The sequence below is a fragment of the Solirubrobacter ginsenosidimutans genome, assembly GCF_027587205.1.
The window spans coordinates 475,017-492,691 of record NZ_JAPDOD010000001.1; the positions used below are offsets into that span (position 1 = coordinate 475,017).

A 17,675-nucleotide genomic window follows, 5' to 3' on the forward strand; every position below is an offset into this window, starting at 1 on the left:
ACCATTTCCCCCTCGGTAAAGACGACCGGCGAACCGCTGGTGCGGGGCGATTCGTTGGTCGCCTGGACTAATACATGAGGCGGAGCGTAGCGCTCAGATGAGGATCAGGCGGCGCGCTTGGACGCCTTCGCCTGCTCGACCGCGGAGACGAGGTTGTCGGTGTTGACCGCGCGTGCGGCCTCGACCTGGAAGGACTCGCCGCGGATGGTCACGGTGATCGGCTTCGTGACCATGCCCTTGCCCACGACGACGGAGTCGACGTCGTCGATCGGCACCGCGCTCAGCAGTTCCTTGGCGCTCAGCGTCATGGCTCCGCCGGCCTTGAACAGCAGCAGCCGCTGCGTCGTCACGCCGATCCCCATCTTGCTCGAGAGCTGGATCGTGCCCTCGGGCTCGTCGGCGGCCTTGCGGTCGCGTCGCGCGGCAGCGGCCGTCGCACCGACGACGCCGCCGGCGATGAACATCTTCGCCAGGCCCTTGCCCTGGACGATGGTGGCGTTGAGGAGCTCTTCTCCGGGCTGCAGGTAGGCCTGGATGCTCTTCGTCATCGCCTTGTCGAACATGTCGCGATCCTTGCTGTCGGGGGGAAGCCAGGCAGGTTCCCTCCCGCGCGGGCGCGTGACAATCGGGGTCGAACCCTGAGGTTTTCTCAACCCCGGCGGCGTCCCGGACGATAAGCCGGACACAATGATCCCGCCAAAGGGACACGAAGCCGGTCATCCTGGGATCCAGATGATGCGACGGCTGACGATGATCGTGGGGCTCGTGCTGCTCCTCGCGGCGCCGGCCCAGGCCAGTGCGGAGCCGCGCTACGACGTCCCGCGCGGCTTCACCCGCTGCCCGGACGCCCACGCCTGGAACGGCTTCTTCAAGTGGGCCTCGCAGCGGCATTCGAGTTGCGCCAGGACCGCCGGCTTCATGCGCGCCTACGCCAAGCGCGCCGGCGGGCCGCAGATGCCTCGCCACGTCGACGGCTTCACCTGCCGCATCCACTTCTACGAGAACGAAGACGGCGACACCTACGCGAGCCGGCACACCTGCACGCGCCGCGACGTCACGATCCGCTTCTACGGCATGGTCTAGAGGTCCAGCGTCACCTCAGAGCCGGGCCGGGTGCAGCAGACCAGGACCCGGCCCGCGGGTGGCGGTTCGAGCGGCTCGATGTCGTAGGTGACGTCACCGGTGAGGAGGCCGCTCTCGCAGTTGTGGCAGACCCCGTTGCGGCAGCCGAAGCCCACGGGGACGTCGCACGCCTCCGCGAAGTCGAGGAGGTTGGGGTAGCGGTCGTCCCATGGGATGGCGAGGCTGCTGCGGACGAACGTGACGGTCGGGCCGGTGCCCGCCCCACCGTCGGGCGCGTGCGGTTGGCGGTCGCCGTCCTTGACGATCCCGGAGGCGCGGATCGCGACGGCGCCGAAGGCCTCGGTCGAGATCCGCTCGGGCGCGACGCCGTAGGCGCCGAGCGCGACCTCGATGGCGCTCATGAACTCCGCGGGCCCGCACAGGTAGTAGTCGGCGTCAACGGGCACACCGGCGTGTTCCAGCACGCCGAGGTCGAGCCGGCCGGCGACGTCGTAGTCGGCGCCGAGCGCGTCCTCGGGGCCGGGACGGCTGTACGCCACGACGCGGTGGGCGTCTTCGAGCGCTCCGAGGAGCGCGTCCGCCTCGTCATGGAAGGCGTGCTCAGCACGATTGCGCGCGCCGTGCAGCCACCACACCGACCGCGTGCTGTGCTCGCGGGCGAGCGCGTGGAGCATCGCCAGGACCGGGGTCGCGCCGACCCCGGCGCTGACCAGGACGACCGGCCGCGTGCCCGCCCGGAGCACGAACGCGCCGCGTGGAGCGGCGACGTCGAGCACGTCCCCGACCTTGACCTGTTCGTGCAAATAGCGGCTCGCGGCGCCGTCGCGCTTCACGCTGACCCGGAACCCCTGCTGCCCCGGCACGTCGGACAGCGAGTAGCTGCGGACCAGGGCGTTGGCACCACTGCGCAGGCGCAGCGTGAGGTACTGGCCCGGCGCCGCCGCCGGCCTCGCCTCGCTCCCGTCCTCCGGCACGAGCCGGAACGACGTCACGGACGCGCTCTCGGGGCGCACCTCGGCGACCCGCAGCTCCATGAAGCCGGCCCACGCGGGCGTCGGATCCGTGTGGTCCTCCGCCTTGGCGAGAAGGTCACGGAAGCTGCCCTTCCACCCCTCGCTGAGCGCCGGAATGCGCAGCGCCCGCTCCAGACGGGCCGGCGACTTGCCGGGCAGGTAGAGCAGCGCGTCGGTGTCCGCCACCGTCAGGCGCTCCGGGCCGTCGGCGACCTTCTCGATCGCGTCGCCGGCCTGCACGGAGCCCTCCTCGAGCACCCGGAGGTAGAAGCCGGGCCGATGGTGCGCCACCAGCAGCGACGGCATCGCCGCGAGCTCGAAGCGGATGCCGACGCGGTAGCACGTGACCCGCGGCTGGGTCACCTCGAACAGCGCCTCGCCGATGCGGTAGCGGTCGCCGATGCAAACCTCGTCGTCGGCCAGGCCCTCGACGGTGAAGTTCTCGCCGAACTGCCCGTGGGTGAAGTCATCCCGCCCGAGCTCACGTTCCCAGTAGCGGTAGGAGCCGAGCTGGTAGACGAAGACCGCGCGGTGCTCGCCGCCGTGCGCGAGCCGGTCGGCCTGGTCGTCGCCGTCGATGTTGATCCGCCGCACCATCCGCGGACCCTCGACCTCCGTCTTCCAGATCGCCGTGCGGACGGTCTTGCCCTCCCAGGCGACGTCGCGCGGGCCGCCGACGTTGAGCGACACCAGCCGCCCGCTCATCGCGCCGGCACCGGGGAGAGGCAGCCGGCGAGCCTCGGCCGGCGTGCGTTCAGCGCGAGCAGCGACAGCGCGGGCGCGAGCAGCGCGGTGAGGAAGATGCCGACCTTGGCCTCGTCGAGCAACTCGCCTCCGAACGCCCGCGACGCGATCAGGAGCGAGACCGTGAACCCGACGCCCGCCGCCAGTGCGGTGCCGCCCAGCTCACCCCAGCCGAGGCTCAGCGCGGCGTGGCGCGGCGCGCTCGACTTCGCGGCCCAGGCGGCGACGACGATGCCCAGCGGCTTCCCGATCACGTAGGCCAGAACGATGCCCCACGTTACCGGCGAGGTCGCCGCCCGCGCGAGCAACTGGCGGTCGATGTGCAGGCCCGCGTTGGCCAGCGCGAACAGCGGGACGACGAGCTTGCTCGTCCACGGGTGCAGCCGGGTGAGGAGCCGTTGGTTCGGCGAGATCACCGCTTCGACGCGGCCTTCGGGCTCGTAGGCGTTGGTCAGCAGGCCGATCAGCAGGCCGCTGATCACCGGGTCGATGCCTGATTCGAACAGCGCGAGCCACAGTCCCAGGCCGGCGACGATCGAGAGCACCCACAGCGTGGATGCCGAGTTGCCACGCGCGCGGAACTGGCGGCCCGCGATCGCCCGCATCGTCAGCAGCGCGGCGAGCAGGGCGGCGGCGACGATCGTCGCGGCGACGTCGATCCGCGACGGGTACGCGACGCTGATCACCAGCAGCGCCACGAAGTCGTCGACGACCAGCAGCGTGAGCATGAAGATCTGCAGCCGCTTGCCGTAACGCCCCGCGGTGAACGTCAGCGCGCCGAGCGCCAGCGCCGTGTCGGTGGACAGCGCCACGCCCCAGCCGCCGGAGCCCGTCCCACCCGCGCCGGCGGTCACCGCGACGTAGATCCCCACGGACGCGGCCATCCCGCCGAGCGCGGCGAGCACCGGGACGGTCAGCCGCCTTCCCTCACGCAACTCGCCGAGGTCGCGCTCGCGCTTGGCCTCGAGGCCGACCACGAGAAAGAACAGCGTCATCAACCCTTCGTCGATCCACGTCCGGAGGTCGGCTGCAAGCGTCCACGGCCCCACGGTCAGCGCGACCGGGGCGTGCCAGAACGCGTCGTAGCTCCCGCCGCCCGGCGCGTTGGACCACAGCAGCGCGAGGGCGATCGCCGCAACGAGCAGCAGCGCGCCGCCGCTCTCGGCGCGCAGGGCGCCGCGAAGCGCGGTGAACCGCGGGGTGCGTTCGACCCGCTCCTCCTGCGCCTGCGCCTCCATCAGCAGGCTCGGGTCCTGCAGCGCCGCCGCGGCGGCGAAGCGGCTTGGGTCGGGGCGCAGCGCCTGGGCGATGCGGGTGAGTGTGGTGTGTCGGCGGGCCATGGTCGCGCTCCTCTCGGGTATCCGCTGAGATGAGTGCGCTGCGCTCGCCAGGTCTTACCGGGCTAGTCCGGATCGATGTCGCCGAACCGGCGCGCCGCCTCCAGGACGCCGTCGTGATCGGCGCGGCAGCCGGGGCAGACGCGCAGGTGGATCGCGGTGCCCGGGAAGCGTTCGCTCGGGTCGCCGGCGTTGAGCTCGATCTCGACGTACTGGTCCATGATCGGGACGCCGGCGTCGCAGCCCGCGTCGCCTTCCTGGGCGCGCAGGAGCGCGTCGAGCGCTTCGAGGTCGGTCATGCGCGCGCCTCCCCTTCCGTGAGTGGGTGACCGGCCGCCGCGAGGCTCGCGCGCAAGCGGCGGCGGGCGTCGAACAGGTTCTTGTAGACCGCGTTGCGGTTGGAGCCCAGTTGCAGGGCGAGGACGTCGATCGGCACATCGTTGAGCGCGATCGCCACGAACACCTCGCGCTGTCGCGGCGTCAGGTCCTCGTCGACGGCCGTCTTGAGCGCGGCGAACTGCTCGCGGCGCTCCGCCTGCTCGCCGGGCTTGACCGCGAGCTCGTCGGGGAGCTGCTCCCAGACGACCTCCTCGGTGCTCGGCGGATGCTCGCGCCACGCGTGCCGCGACCTTGCCGGAGACCTCGAAGATCACGAACTTGTACGCCCACGTGGTGAAGCGGCTGAGGCCGCGGAAGTCCTCGAGCTTGGCCAGGATGTTCACCAGCGCGTCGTCGGCGCACTGCTGGGCGACGTCGTCGAACTCCGGACCGCGCAGCGATTGCAGCTGGCCGCGCCGGCGATGCAGCTCGTGCAGCGCGGCGCGCTGCAGCACCCCGTGGAGCTTGGCGACCGCCTGTCCGTGGCGCGGATGGTCGGCGCGCAGGTGCTCGACCCAGCGCCGCGAGACCACGTCGCCCACCTGCCGCGATGGCTGTTCGACGCTCACCGGCTGATCGTAGAACGAGTCGGTAAGACGGCGGTGCGACCCGTCACCAACGCTCACGACAGCCTTTGACGATCGGAGCACACGATGGGTCTTTCATGGCAGCAGGGTCCGCTGGGCCGCAACCCCAACGGGCAGTTCCTCATTCCGGACATGCCGCAGCGCGTCCTCTACGCGGAGCCGCTGCGACGCCGCATGCGCGCCGAGCTCGGCGGGACGACCGTGGTCGAGAGCGACAACGCGGTCGTGCTCTTCGAGCCGGGCCGGTATCCGGTCGCGTACTTCCCCCGCGAGGACTTCGCCGCGGGCGCGCTGCGGCCGATCGAGCACCGCAGCCAGCACCCGGAGCTGGGCGAGACGGCCTGGTTCGAGGTCGTGGGGGAGACGCGGCAGGCGCCGCGCGGGGCCTGGGAATACGTGGCGCTGCCCGAGCACGCCTCGATCCTTGCGGGCAAGATCGCGCTGGCCTGGCGGGCGATGGATGCGTTCTACGAAGAAGACGACCGGATCCTCGGCCACGCCGCCGACCCGTATCACCGCATCGACGTCCGCCACACGTCGCGGCACCTCGTCGTGCGGGCGGGTGACCGGGTGATCGCCGACACGCACCGCCCGCTCGTGCTCTACGAATCCGGCTTCGCCCCGCGTTGGTACGTCCCCCGCGCCGACATCGCCGGCGAGGCGCTCGCCGGCAACGACCTCCAGACCTTCTGCCCGTACAAGGGCATCGCGTCCTACCACGACATCGACGGCGTCGCCCGCGCCGCATGGTCCTACCGCGCGCCGATCGATGACATGTCGGCGATCGCCGACCTCGTGTCGTTCGAGCCGGACCTCGTCGAGGTGACGCTCGACGGCGAGCGCCTGGCGCTCGAGCCGGGGCAGAACGTCGTCTCCCACGGCATCGACCGCGACCTCAGCATCGGTGAGGCCGGCGCTTTGAGGTCGACCCTTGCCGCGGCGTCCTGACCCGATCGAACGCATGCTCGAGCTCGACCGCCGCGACGCGGGCTGCGGCCACACGTGCGCGGTGCTCGACCGCTACGTCGACGCGGAGCTCGCGGGACACAACGCCCGCGCGCGATTTGGAGGCGTCGCCGTGCACCTCGAGCGCTGCCCGGCCTGCCGCGCCGACCACGACGGACTGATCGCAACCACAAGGAGAACGAGATGCTGAAGGACAAGACCGTGCTGGTGATCGGCCGCGGCAGCGGCATAGCCAGGGGGATCGCGCAGGCGGCGCTCGAGGCCGGGGCGAACGTGATCGTCGCCGGCCGCCGGCCCGAGACCCTGACCGAGGCCTACAGCGGCGAACCCGGCGTGCGCGTCGAGACCGTCGACCTCAACGACGACGCGTCGATCGCCGCGCTGGCCGAGCGCGTCGGCGAGCTCGACCATCTCGTCTCGACCGCGTCGGCGCGCGCCCGCGGTCGCCTGGAGACGCTCGAGCGCGACGCCATCCGGCGCTCCCTCGACACGAAGGTCATCGGCCCGCTGATGCTGGCGCGCGCCTTCCATCCGCGGGTCCGCGAGGGTGGTTCGATCCTGCTCTTCTCCGGCGTCGCCGCGTTCAAGATCGAGGTCGGGACGCTCGCCGTGGCGATCACCAACGGCGCCGCCGACACGCTCACGCGCTCGCTGGCGGTCGAGCTCGCGCCGATCCGCGTCAATGCCATCTCGCCCGGCGTCGTCGACACCGGCGCCTGGGACGCGCTCGGCGCGGAGGGCAAGGGCAAGCTCTTCGCCGACCTCACCGAACAGAACCCGGCCCGCCGCATCGGCACCACGCACGACGTCGCGAGCGCCGCGATGCTCGCCCTGACCAACCCGTTCATGACAGGGCTCACCCTGCACGTGGACGGCGGCGAGCGGCTGACATGACGACCGCCGCCATCGAAGTGCTCATCCTGCCCGTCACCGACGTCGACCGGGCGCTCGCGTTCTACACCGCGCAGGCCGGCTTCGCCCTCGACGTCGACTACGCGCCGACGCCGAGCTTCCGAGTCGTCCAGCTGACGCCACCCGGGTCGGGCACGTCGATCCAGATCGGCGTCGGGCTGACCGACGCCGTGCCCGGCTCGACCGGCGGGATCTACCTGGTCGTGTCCGACCTCGAAGCCGCTCGCGACGAGCTCGTCGCGCACGGGGTCGAGGTGGGCGAGATCTACCACAAGACCCCGCTCGCGGAGTGGCGAGGAGCGTTCGCGCCCGGACTCGAGCCGGGACGCGCCGACTACGCGAGCTTCGCCGGCTTCGCCGACCCCGACGGCAACCGTGGGTGCTGCAGGAACGCGGATTCAGTTAGCGCCAGTTCTGCGACTCCGCCGCGTTGGGGCGAACATGTACACGCGTTTGCTGCCCATGACCGCCGGCCTGCTCGTCGTCGCGCTCGCGTTGTTGACGATCGTCGGTTAGACGACGGCGAGCATGCCTCCGTCGACATAGAGGGTGTGCCCGTTCACGAAGTCCGAGGCGGGCGAGCTCAGGAAGAGGAGCGCGCCGATCAGGTCTTCAGCGGTGCCCCAGCGGGCTGCGGGAGTTCGGGCGCGCAGCCAGCGGCTGAACTCGGCGTCCTCGACGAGTGCTTGCGTGAGCTCGGTGTCGATGTAGCCCGGCGCGAGCGCGTTGATCTGCAGGCCAGCGGGCGCCCAGTCCGCGCACATGCCCTGTGTGAGCATCTTCAGGGCGCCCTTGGTCGCGGCGTACGGCGCGATCCCGGGTCGCGCCAAGGCCGATTGCACCGACGCGATGTTGACGATCTTGCCGCGGCCGCGGGCGACCATGCCACGCGCGACCGCGCGAGCCACGAGGAACGCGCTCGTCAAGTTCGTATCGAGCAGTTCTTGCCACGCCGCGTCTGGGAAGTCGAGCAGGGGCGCACGATGCTGGATCCCGACGTTGTTGACCAGCACGTCGAGCGGTCCGACGAGCGTCTCGGCTTCCTCCACCCCGATGGCCACCGCTTCGGCGTCGGTCACGTCGAAGGCAACGTGATGTACGCGGTCGTCTTCGAGCGCGTCCGCCGCCGCGCGCACCCGGTCCGGATCGCGTCCGTGCATGACCACGGTGCACCCCGCCTCGAGCAGGCCCTGAGCGAACGCGCGCCCGATGCCCCGGCTCGAGCCGGTCACGAGCGCGGTGCGTCCGTCGATGTCGAACAGAGGATGCGCCGTCACCCGCCGCAAGCCTAGGCGACGACCACGGTGTCGGCGGACGTCCACCTCGCCGGAGCGATGCGCGCCACCGAATTCTCATGTGTTTCTCCTGCTAATCCGGGATTGCGGCGCCGGAGTCGGCGCGTCAAACTCCTGCGCCGTGTCGACGGGGTTGATCGAGCGAGACGCCCAGCTCGCGATCGCCACCGAGCTGCTCGAACGGGCGGTCGCGGGTGGCGGCGGGCTGCTGGTCGTCGAAGGCCTGGCGGGTACCGGCAAGACGCGCCTGCTCGCCGAGCTGACCGCGGTCGCGCGCGAGCGGGACGCGGCGATCCTCACCGCCCGCGGGGGAGAGCTCGAACTGGACGTGACCTACGGGATCGCCCGCCAGCTGTTCGAGCGGCGCCTGCACGAGGCCTCCGCCGAGGAGCGCGACCGGCTGCTGGCCGGCGCCGCGAGGCTCGCGCAGGCGGCGGTCGGTTCGGACGCGGACGTCGTCTTCTCGCCCGAGACCGGCGTCGATCACGGGCTCTACTGGCTGGTCGCGAACCTGGAGGCGGAGGGGCCGCTCGTGCTCGTCATCGACGACGCCCAGTGGGCGGACGTCGCGTCGGCCCGGTTCCTGCTCTACCTCGCCCGCCGGGTTGACTCGCTGCGCGTATTGCTGATGCTCGGCATCAGGAGCGGCGAGGAGCCCGCCGATCCAGGCCTGATCCACCACCTGCGCGCGCAGGCCGACCGGCGCGTCGTGGTCGAGTCGCTGACCGCCGCCGGCAGCGAGGCGCTGCTGCGCGGGACCTTCGACGGCACGCTCCCCGCGGCCGCCATCGAGGCCTGCCACCGGGTGTCGGGCGGGAACCCGTTCCTGCTCGGCCAGGTCGCGGGGGAGCTGGTGACATCGGCGCCCGCCGACGAGCGCGCGCTGCTGGAGCGCATCAACACGCTGATCCCGAGCGAGGTCCGCCTGTCGATCCTGCTCCGGCTCGGCCGCCTCGACGACCGCGCGCGGCACTTCGCCGAGGCGCTCGCGGTCGCCGGCGAGGGCGCGTCGACGACGCTCGTGGCGGCGATCGCGGACCTCGACCCGCTCGCGGTCACAGGCCCGCTGGACGAGCTGACCCGCGCCGGGCTCACGCAGGCGGGGGACGTCGCCCGCTTCGTGCACCCGGTGGTCCGGACCGCGGTGTACGCGGACATCTCGCTCGGGCGCCGCGAGGAGCTGCACGCGGCGGCCGCCCGAGCGCTCGCCGACCAGCGGGCGCCGGTCGAGGAGATCGCCCACCACCTCGTACTGACCAGCCCGCGTGGCGACGAGCGCGTCAGCGGCACCCTGCGCGAGGCGGCCGAGCGGGCGCTCGCGCGCGGCGCGATCCAGACCGCGACAGCGCTGCTGCGGCGGGCGCTGGCCGAGCCCCCGGCACCGTCCGATCTCCCGGCGGTGCTCGTCGGGCTGGGTGAGGCGGCGCTGCGCGACGGCTCGATCCCTGAGTCGATCCAGCATCTGGGACGCGCCCTGGAGCTGGAGCCGCCGCCCGAGCTCGCGGTGCGCACCGCGGTCGCGCTCGGCACGGCGTACTCGGCGCAGGGCCGGATCGACGACGCGTTCGCCGCGCTCGAACGCGAGGGCGTGCGACTCGGCGGCGCCGCACAGCTCCGGCTCGACGCCGAGCGCGCGCTGCTGGCCAACTGGATCCGCGACACCACGACGCCGCCCTGGCGCGACCAGTTGCTGCGAGATTTCGCAGCGCTCGAGGGGCGGACTCCCGAGGAGCGGTTCGCGCTCGTGCAGGCGGGGCTGTTCGTCTCGTTCGACCGCGATGGTCGCAGCGACGCGGCCGTCGTGATCGCCCACAAGGCCCTCGGCGCGGGCGCGCTGACCGCCGAGTTCCCCGTCGACAGCGTCGCCGGAGCGCAAGCCCCGTACGTGCTCGTGATGGCCGAGGACCTCGACGCGGCGGAGCGCGAGCGCGTCGCGCTGTTCGCCCGGGCGCGCGATCACGGCTCGATCTCCGAGTTGCTGATGGCGTCGTTCATCTCGGGGCAGTCCGCGCTCGCGCGTGGGCGGCTCGCGTCCGCGGCGGCCGACTTCGAGGTCGCCCTCGATCTCGCGCTGACCCTCGGCGAGAGCCCGGTGGGTCTGCGCTCGGTCGCCTTCGCGTGCACGTGGATGGTCGAGGCACTGCTGGGGCGCGGGCAGGTCGAGGCGGCGCGCACCGTGCTCGCCGGCGCCGAGGCCCTCGACGCGTTCGAGCGGCCGGAGCTCGTGTGGGCGCGGGCCGGTCGCGCGTTCTTCCGGCTCGGCGTCGAGCATGACGCAGACGGCGCCGCCGCCGACTTCCTCGCCTTCGGGGAGGCGGCGCTCGCGGGCGGCTACGAGGAGCGCGGCGCGCTGTGGCGGGTGTGGGCCGCGCCGGCCTTGGCCGCCGCCGGCGCCCACGAGCGCGCGGTGGCGCTGGCCGACGAGCAGCTCGCGATCTCCACCACGTGGGGCGCGCCGGGCGGCCTCGGGACGGCGCAGCGGATCCGCGCCGTCGTCGGCGATCCTGCTGAGGCCGAGGCGCGGCTGACGGAAGCGGTCGACTCGCTGCGCCGCTCGGCGTACAAGCTCGAGCTCGCCCGCGCGCTGCTCGACCTCGGCCGGGCGCTGCGGCGCGACGGCCAGCGCAGCCGCGCCCGCTCGACGCTCGAGGAGTCGATGGAGCTCGCGGCGCGCTGCGAGGCCGCACCGCTGGTCGCCGACGCCCGCGCCGAGCTGACGGTCTTGGGCGCGCGCCCGCGCCGCGCGATGTTCTCGGGGGTCGACGCGCTGACCGCGGCCGAGCGCCGCGTGGCCGAGATGGCCGCCGGGGGTATGGGCAACCGCGAGATCGCGCAAGCCCTGTTCGTGACCGAGAAGACCGTCGAGACCCACCTGCACCGGACGTTCCGCAAGCTCAGCATCAGCTCGCGGCGGCAGTTGCCGCAAGAGCTGAGGGCCGTGTAGGGACGCAAAGTCAACTGCGCCGGGTGGGGGAGGGGGAGTGGCGCGCCCTCCGGGTCTGCCTGCCGCCGTCCGGCGCGCGGCTCGGCTCTGCTGCCTCGAAGTGCCGCACCGGGATACCGACAGTTACGGGCTACGGAGAAGGAAAGGCGAGCCCTCGAGCGCCCATCTGTCGGCCGCCGTGGTCGACCGTGCGCGTTTGCGGGGCGGATCGCGGGTTTCGCTCAGGTTCGCGCTGTTCGATGTGGCGCGTTGGTGGGGGTGCGGCACGAGAAGTTCCTGACAGGAAGCTCTCGTTACACACCCCCGGTCGCAACTCGGTCCGGCGGGGTGATCGGCGTGCGTGAGAACGCCCTCTCTGTCTCCGTGGCCCGTGCCTCGACGGTCAGTCTCGGGGCCGAGTGAGGTGGGAAGGCCGGCCACCACGTGGACTCACGGCAGCCCGGGACGGGTGGCGCCACGAAACCGCCTCCCCCCTCACCGGCGCAGTTGACTTTCGTCTCCCAAATGTTGTCAGTGGCACGGACAACCCTGAGACGACGCGGCGACCCGGACGCCGCGAAAGTCAGGGGGAGCGTCCCGATTGCCACAGCGGGCCGGCGCCGCTCTGATGCCAGTCATGCGCAGCGTCGAGCCAGAGCGGCACGAGCGAGTTCAGCCGGAGGCCGCGCCGACCGGGCGGCCCGAGACCACTCCGCGCGCGCCACTGCGGCTCGACCCGTCGACGGTGCTCGCGCTCCAGCGCACGGCCGGGAACGCGAGCGTCTCCTCGCTGCTGCGCGGTCACCGCGCCGTGCACCGCGCGCCCGCGGCGTCGCACGAAGATGAGGTGCGCGTCGTGGAGCGGCTCCCGACGCTCCCGGAGCCCGGTGTCAAGTACGTCGTCGCGAAACGGGAGCGGGGCTATCAGTTCGAGGTCACGATCGAAGGCAAGCCGGTCCAGTTCCAGAATCTCACGCCCGCGCAGGCCGTCGCGCAGCTGCGCCAGGTCTGGCACATCGTGCACTCCGACCTCGACGAGGGCCGCGCGGAGAACCTGCGGTTGAAGGAGCGACGCAAGGAGCACCGCACCGCCGGGTACTGGTCGGAGCTCATCGGCGACACCAAGGTGCCGGACCCGGGGATGTGGGACGAGGTCGGCAGCGGGACGCTCTCGCAGGTCAGGGCGGTCCTGGACAGCACCGAGGCCGAACTCAAGGACCACCGCGACCGTGTCATGGCCGGGGCCGATCGCCACCTTCCCGCTGAGCTCGAGAACAGCCCGCTCATGCGCGAGGCGCTGGCGTTCGACGCCACCGAGGAGCGGATCCAGCGCGCCACGCGGTTGCTCGAGCGTGCCACCTTCGAGTTGAACGAGCGCTGGAAGCTCCTCGACGACCACGTGAAGGACTCAAACCGCGGTGCGCGCCATGCGGTGACGGGCATCAAGGCCTCGATCGTGGTCCTCTCCGCCGCGGCCGGCGGGGCGGGCGCGGGGTTTGCCGGCGCGGACGCCGGCCTGCTCGCTCAGGCCGCGTACGGCGCCGGCACGATGGGCATCGTGGGCGCCGCGGACGAGACGTTCACCCAAGTCGGCGAGATCCGGATCGGCGAGCGTGAGCACCTCGACGTCGCCCGGATCGGCAAGCGCGCCGCGCGCGACGTCGTCACCGGGTTCGTCGGCGGCGTCGTCGGCGGGAAGTTCTCGCAGGTTCTCAAGGGCCGCCTCGGCGCGTGGGTGAGCGGCCTGACCGCGGAGGAGATCGCGGCCAGCGGTCTGACGCGGGAACAGCTCCTCGGAAACGCCGAGCGGCTGTTCGTCGAATGGGTGGCGGGCAGCGTCGGGTCTTCGCCCTTCACGACCGCGGCCGGCCACGTGATGGATCTCGCGCTCGACGGCCAGCTCAAGGTGCACACGTTCGGCGAGTTCGCCCACTCCGTGATCGACGACATGGAACGCAGCGCCAAGCTGGGCTTCTTCCTCACGTATGCGGGCCACGCGGTGAACGGCGGCGCCGGCACAGGCGCCAACGCCGGGCGCGTCAAGCCGCCGGCGCCCGCCGCCAAGCCGCGCCCCCGCGGTTCGACGGGACATCCCAAGCCGCCGAAGCCGCCGCAGATCGTGTCCTCGCCCAAGGGCGGGTTCGAGCCGACGACCAGGGAGCCGGTTCCCGACGACTACGGCCCCGAGCCCGAGCAGGTCGAGCTCATTCCGACAGAGGCGACTCCCGTGCGCGAGACGCGGAACATGCAGGACCCACCGGGCAGCGGTCCTCCGAAGCGCTTCTTCCATACCAGCGTCGTCGACGTCGAGATCGCCGTCCGCAAGGCCCTCAAGCTCGTGCAGGAGAAGGCCAAGACCACGCAGCAGGGCCCGCGCGAGATCGACTCCCTGGTCGCCGAGATCGCCAAGACCGACCCCGAGTTCGCGGGGGAGATCAAGCGCTTCTACGCGGCGAAGGAGGACGTCGAGTGGGTCGAGCAGCAGATGGTCCACCTCTGGGAGCAGGCGGCCGAGCACCACTGCACCGCCGCAGAGGAACTCGAGCGGACCCTGGGCAGCGGCACCGTGGGGATCAACGAGTTCAGGAACACCGCGGGCCCCGATCCGACGGCGAGCTTCGCTGAGTTCAAGACGACCCTCGAGGACGCGCGGCCGCTCGTCGACGTGACCAGCGCGGGCGACCACCACGGCTCGCACACCCACGCGTTCGACCAATACCTCGGCGACCGGCTGTTCGGCCGGGGCGGAGGTCTCAGGTTCCGTCAGAAGCTCGCCACCTTCGAGGGGCCCACGAAGACGCAGCGGGCGGGCCAGAAGGACGAGTACGAGGAGCCGATGTGGGCTCAGGTCTGGGACGAACTGTTCGATTCGTCGGACAACCTGCGTAGCCCGGAGGAGATCGGAGAGATCCTCCAGAATCACCTCGACTTCCCGCGCTGGGATCCCGGGAAGCAGCCGTAGACCTACTCCCGGGCGAGCGTGGCGGCCAGCGCGCGCAGGGCGGGTGCGGCGGCTCGGAGCTGGGCTGCGTCCGCCGGCGGAAGGTCTTCGAGCGCGCGCGAGAGCGCCTCGCCCCAAGAGGCCTCCTGTTGCTCGCGGTGCTCGAGCGCCAGCGCGGTGGGGTGCAGGCGGACGACACGGCCGTCCCGCTCGTCGCGGCGGCGCTCGACGAGGCCACGCGCTTCGAGTGAACGGACCGTGGTGGAGACGTTCGCCGGCTGGAGGCGCAGCCCGGCGGCGACGTCGTTCACGCTCGCGCCGGGGCGGCGCACGAGCAGGCGCATGACCTCCAGCTCCGAGGCGGGGAGGACCCAGCGCGGATCGCGCTCGGCACCGATCGTGCGGGGCAGCAGCCACGCGAGGTCGAACAGGGGCACCGCAAGGTCCTCGGCCATGATACCTTTGAATCTATAGCTATTTCGGAACTCACCGGCCGGGCGGTCAGGCCCGGCGATGACGACTATGACGCGCTGCGCGCGGTCTGGAATGTCATGCACGACCGCTCGCCCGCGTTGATCGCGCGCTGCGGGTCGTCGCAGGACGTCGCGGCCGCGATCGCGCATGGGATCGAGCACGACCTGCGGATCGCCGTGCGCGGCGGCGGGCACTCGCTGCCCGGCCATTCCGCGGTCGACGGTGGGCTCGTCGTCGATCTGCGCCCGCTAAACCACGTCGTCGTGGACCCGGTCGCGAAGCGGGTCAGGGTCGGCGGTGGCGCGCTGCTGGGGGACGTCGACCGCGGCGCGCAGGCGCACGGGCTCGTCGTCCCGGCCGGCGTGGTCTCGCACACGGGCGTCGGCGGGCTCACGCTCGGGGGTGGCGTCGGGCGGCTGATGCGGCGCTTCGGCCTCACCATCGACTCCTTGCTCTCCGCGGAGGTCGTCCTCGCCGACGGGCGGATCGTTCGCGCCGGCGCGGGCGAGCACCCCGACCTGTTCTGGGGGCTGCGCGGTGGCGGCGGGAACTTCGGCGTGGTCACCGAGTTCGAGTTCCGCGCCCACGAGCTCACCGTGCTGCCGATCCTCGCCACCTTCCACCCGCTCGAGCGCGCCCACGATGTTCTGCGGCTCGGCGAAGCCACGATGACCGACGCGCCCGACGAGCTGCTGTGGACGAGCTTCCTGCGCAAGGGCCCGGCCGAGGCGCCGTGGCTGCCGCGCGAGCTGGTCGGCGTGCCCGGTGTGATGTCGCTGATCGAGTGGTCAGGTGACATCGCCGAGGGCCGCGAGCGCCTCGCGCGGCTAGAGCGCGAGCTCGAGCCGGCCGCGGGCTCGCTCGACGACGTGCCGTACCTGGCGATCCAGCAGATCACCGACGAGCTGCTCGCGCCCGGCACGCTGCGCGCCTTCGTCAAGGCGGGCTTCACCGGCACGCTCACCGAGGGCCTGATGGACGTCCTTGTCGAGCAGGGTGCGAAGGTCGGCTCGCGCCTGTCGGTGATCGAGGTGCTGGCGATGGGCGGCGCGATCCGGCGCGTGCCCGACGCGGCTACGGCCTTCCCGCACCGCGGCGCGCGCTGGCTGATCAACGTGCCGGGCCAATGGGAGGACGCCGCGCGGTCTGATGACGAGATCGCGTGGGTGCGCGAGACGTTCGCCGCACTGGAGCCGCACCTCACGGGCGGCGCGTACTCGAACTTCATGGAGGACGATGAGCCCGAGGTCGCCTACGGCACGACACTGCAGCGCCTGCGCCAGGTGAAGGCGCTCTACGACCCCGAGAACGTGTTCCGCCTCAACCAGAACATCCTCCCGGCATGAGCGCGCTCGACGAGCAACGTGAGCTGTGGAGCGCCGCCCCGCGCGATTGGGCGGAGATCGCCGAGCCGCAGAACGAGGCGCTGTTCGCGCGACTGCTCGACGTCACCGGCGTCCAGCGCGGCACGCGGCTGCTCGACGTCGCCTGCGGGTCGGGCTTCGCTGCGGCCCTGGCGGCGCGGCGCGGGGCGGAGGTGGCGGGCGTCGATGTCACCCCGGAGCTGCTCGCGATCGCCCGCGAGCGCACGCCCGCGGGCGACTTCCGCGAGGCCGGGATGGACGACCTGCCGTTCGGCGACGCGAGCTTCGACGTCGTGACCGGCGTCAACGGCTTCCAGTTCGCGCTCGACCCGGACACGGCGCTGCGCGAGGCCGCGCGGGTGCTCGTGCCCGGCGGGCGGCTTGGGGCGGCGACCTTCGCCGAGCCGGAGCGCAACGAGGGCACGGCCCTGCATTTGGCCATGAAGGCGCTGGTGGTCGAACCGGAGGACGATGGCTACACGCCGTACTCGCTCTCCGAGGCGGGTGGGCTCGAGCGGGCGCTCATCGCCGCCGGGCTCGAGGTTGTCGACGCGGGCGAAGTCCCGCTCACGTGGGCCTACGTCGATACCGAGACGACCCTGCGCGCGCTGCTCGCCTCCGCCGGCGGCGCGCGGGCGGCCCGCGCCGTCGGGGAGACGCGCGTCCGCGAAGCGCTCACCGAGGCGATGCGGCCGTTCCAGGACGCGACCGGCGCCGTCGCGCTCAGGAACGTGTTTCGCTACGTGGTGGCGCGGCGAAGCTGAAGGTGTCGTAGGCGGCGGCACCGGCGTCGATCTCCTCGCGCAGCGCGCGATGGCGCGCCGCGGTCTCCTGGATCTCGAAGAAGTGCTCGCGCTTCTCGTGCAGCGAGATCACCGACGAGCGGCAGCCCTCCTCGGTGAACCCGACGCGCACGGTGCCGCCGTCGACGCAGAGCGTCCCGCGCGCGCCGCAGGTCGCGCACTCGACCTCGGTGCCGCGCAGCACGACGACGTCGAGATGACACATCGGGCAGATGCCCGGCTCGCCCCGGTACTCGACGTGCTCGAAGGCGCGGCCGAGCTGCGAGGCGACGTTGCGCCCGAGCAGCGCGGCGCGTTCCAGCGCCGCGTCGTCGAGCACGATCGACTGCGGCGTCCCGGCGCCCTCGAAGACGACCTGGTCGGCGATCGCGGTCTGCATCGAGAACGTCATCGTATGCAGCACCGGGAGCGCGAGCGTCTTCCACTGCGATGTCAGTGACCCGCCGACGGCGATGAAGCCGCCGACCCGGGGCTTGAGCACGCGCTCGTCGACCCGGAACGGCACGACCGGCTCCCGCCCCGCCTCGCGCGCCGCGACCAGCTCGCGGATGATCGCGACGTCGGCGTTGGGGCCGAGCAGCCGGTCGCCGAGCAGCTTCAGCCGCCCGGTGATCGTGCGCGAGATGATCGGCGTCGAGATGATCAGGCCGTCGCACTCGACGAGCCGCTCCCAGAACCACCACGCGTCGTCGGGCTCAGGCGCGTCGGGCCCGCTCGGGAGGTGCAGGTCATCCAGGCGCAGCAGCTCGACCTCCGCACCGCCGTCGGCGGCAGCGCTGAGCGCGCACTTGAGCAGGATCTCCGCGCTGCCACGCGGCTGTCCGCAAGAAAGGCCGAGAAGCATGTCGCCAACTA

Annotated in this window: 17 protein-coding genes and 1 pseudogene; 10 read left to right on the forward strand and 8 right to left on the reverse strand. The window is 72.1% G+C overall.

Features of this window, described 5'->3' with window-relative positions:
* Positions 1-104: 104 nt before the first annotated feature.
* On the reverse strand, positions 105-563 hold the full coding sequence (locus OM076_RS02085; RefSeq protein ID WP_270037696.1) for a hypothetical protein: 459 nt from the start codon (positions 561-563) through the stop codon (positions 105-107).
* A gap of 169 nt (positions 564-732) precedes the next feature.
* Here OM076_RS02085 and OM076_RS02090 point away from each other — a divergent pair, with 169 nt between their 5' ends.
* On the forward strand, positions 733-1,083 hold the full coding sequence (locus OM076_RS02090) for a hypothetical protein (RefSeq protein WP_270037697.1): 351 nt from the start codon (positions 733-735) through the stop codon (positions 1,081-1,083).
* On the opposite strand, the gene OM076_RS02095 is transcribed toward OM076_RS02090, so the two are convergent.
* The 4 genes from OM076_RS02095 to OM076_RS02110 all read right to left on the reverse strand — a co-directional run bounded on the left by OM076_RS02095 (position 1,080) and on the right by OM076_RS02110 (position 4,634).
* Positions 1,080-2,801 carry an MOSC and FAD-binding oxidoreductase domain-containing protein gene (locus OM076_RS02095; protein WP_270037698.1) on the reverse strand — a complete coding sequence of 574 codons (1,722 nt, stop codon included), beginning with the start codon at positions 2,799-2,801 and terminating at the stop codon, positions 1,080-1,082. The genes OM076_RS02090 and OM076_RS02095 overlap by 4 nt on opposite strands.
* Positions 2,798-4,180 carry a Na+/H+ antiporter NhaA gene (locus tag OM076_RS02100; RefSeq protein ID WP_270037699.1) on the reverse strand — a complete coding sequence of 461 codons (1,383 nt, stop codon included), beginning with the start codon at positions 4,178-4,180 and terminating at the stop codon, positions 2,798-2,800. Before OM076_RS02100 ends, OM076_RS02095 begins: the two co-directional genes overlap by 4 nt.
* Before the next feature lie 62 nt (positions 4,181-4,242).
* Entirely contained in the window at positions 4,243-4,476 is a 234-nt protein-coding gene (locus OM076_RS02105; protein ID WP_270037700.1) for a hypothetical protein, read from the reverse strand.
* Positions 4,473-4,634, reverse strand: a complete 162-nt coding sequence (locus OM076_RS02110; protein ID WP_372517984.1) for a hypothetical protein — start codon at positions 4,632-4,634, stop codon at positions 4,473-4,475. Before OM076_RS02110 ends, OM076_RS02105 begins: the two co-directional genes overlap by 4 nt.
* Positions 4,635-4,770: 136 nt before the next feature.
* On the opposite strand from OM076_RS02110, the gene OM076_RS02115 reads away from it, so the two are divergent.
* From OM076_RS02115 to OM076_RS46730, 5 genes and pseudogenes are all read left to right on the forward strand, one after another.
* Entirely contained in the window at positions 4,771-5,193 is a 423-nt protein-coding gene (locus tag OM076_RS02115) for a hypothetical protein (RefSeq protein WP_270037702.1), read from the forward strand.
* Positions 5,194-5,208: 15 nt separating this feature from the next.
* Positions 5,209-6,090 (forward strand): DUF427 domain-containing protein, encoded by an 882-nt coding sequence (locus OM076_RS02120; RefSeq protein ID WP_270037703.1) that lies wholly within the window; start codon positions 5,209-5,211, stop codon positions 6,088-6,090.
* A gap of 13 nt (positions 6,091-6,103) precedes the next feature.
* Complete coding sequence (locus OM076_RS02125) at positions 6,104-6,298, forward strand: hypothetical protein (RefSeq protein ID WP_270037704.1); 195 nt, start codon at positions 6,104-6,106, stop codon at positions 6,296-6,298.
* Positions 6,292-7,002 (forward strand): SDR family oxidoreductase, encoded by a 711-nt coding sequence (locus OM076_RS02130; protein ID WP_270037705.1) that lies wholly within the window; start codon positions 6,292-6,294, stop codon positions 7,000-7,002. The genes OM076_RS02125 and OM076_RS02130 overlap by 7 nt, the downstream gene beginning before the upstream one ends.
* A pseudogene (locus tag OM076_RS46730) lies at positions 6,999-7,426 on the forward strand (VOC family protein). Before OM076_RS02130 ends, OM076_RS46730 begins: the two are co-directional and overlap by 4 nt.
* Positions 7,427-7,532: 106 nt before the next feature.
* Here OM076_RS46730 and OM076_RS02135 read toward each other — a convergent pair.
* Complete coding sequence (locus tag OM076_RS02135) at positions 7,533-8,297, reverse strand: glucose 1-dehydrogenase (RefSeq protein WP_270037706.1); 765 nt, start codon at positions 8,295-8,297, stop codon at positions 7,533-7,535.
* A gap of 139 nt (positions 8,298-8,436) precedes the next feature.
* On the opposite strand from OM076_RS02135, the gene OM076_RS02140 reads away from it, so the two are divergent.
* Positions 8,437-11,259 (forward strand): helix-turn-helix transcriptional regulator, encoded by a 2,823-nt coding sequence (locus OM076_RS02140; RefSeq protein WP_270037708.1) that lies wholly within the window; start codon positions 8,437-8,439, stop codon positions 11,257-11,259.
* A gap of 616 nt (positions 11,260-11,875) precedes the next feature.
* Positions 11,876-14,200: a hypothetical protein gene (locus OM076_RS02145; protein ID WP_270037709.1), complete on the forward strand. Its 2,325-nt coding sequence runs from the start codon at positions 11,876-11,878 to the stop codon at positions 14,198-14,200.
* Positions 14,201-14,202: 2 nt separating this feature from the next.
* On the opposite strand, the gene OM076_RS02150 is transcribed toward OM076_RS02145, so the two are convergent.
* Positions 14,203-14,634, reverse strand: coding sequence for a MarR family winged helix-turn-helix transcriptional regulator (locus OM076_RS02150; RefSeq protein ID WP_270037710.1), 432 nt, complete (start codon positions 14,632-14,634; stop codon positions 14,203-14,205).
* 96 nt (positions 14,635-14,730) lie between these two features.
* On the opposite strand from OM076_RS02150, the gene OM076_RS02155 reads away from it, so the two are divergent.
* Positions 14,731-15,999: an FAD-binding oxidoreductase gene (locus OM076_RS02155; protein WP_270037712.1), complete on the forward strand. Its 1,269-nt coding sequence runs from the start codon at positions 14,731-14,733 to the stop codon at positions 15,997-15,999.
* Positions 15,996-16,781, forward strand: a complete 786-nt coding sequence (locus OM076_RS02160) for a class I SAM-dependent methyltransferase (RefSeq protein WP_270037713.1) — start codon at positions 15,996-15,998, stop codon at positions 16,779-16,781. The genes OM076_RS02155 and OM076_RS02160 overlap by 4 nt, the downstream gene beginning before the upstream one ends.
* On the opposite strand, the gene OM076_RS02165 is transcribed toward OM076_RS02160, so the two are convergent.
* Positions 16,741-17,664 (reverse strand): flavodoxin family protein, encoded by a 924-nt coding sequence (locus OM076_RS02165; RefSeq protein ID WP_270037714.1) that lies wholly within the window; start codon positions 17,662-17,664, stop codon positions 16,741-16,743. The two genes, OM076_RS02160 and OM076_RS02165, sit on opposite strands and share 41 nt — an antisense overlap.
* Between the last annotated feature and the right edge of the window lie 11 nt (positions 17,665-17,675).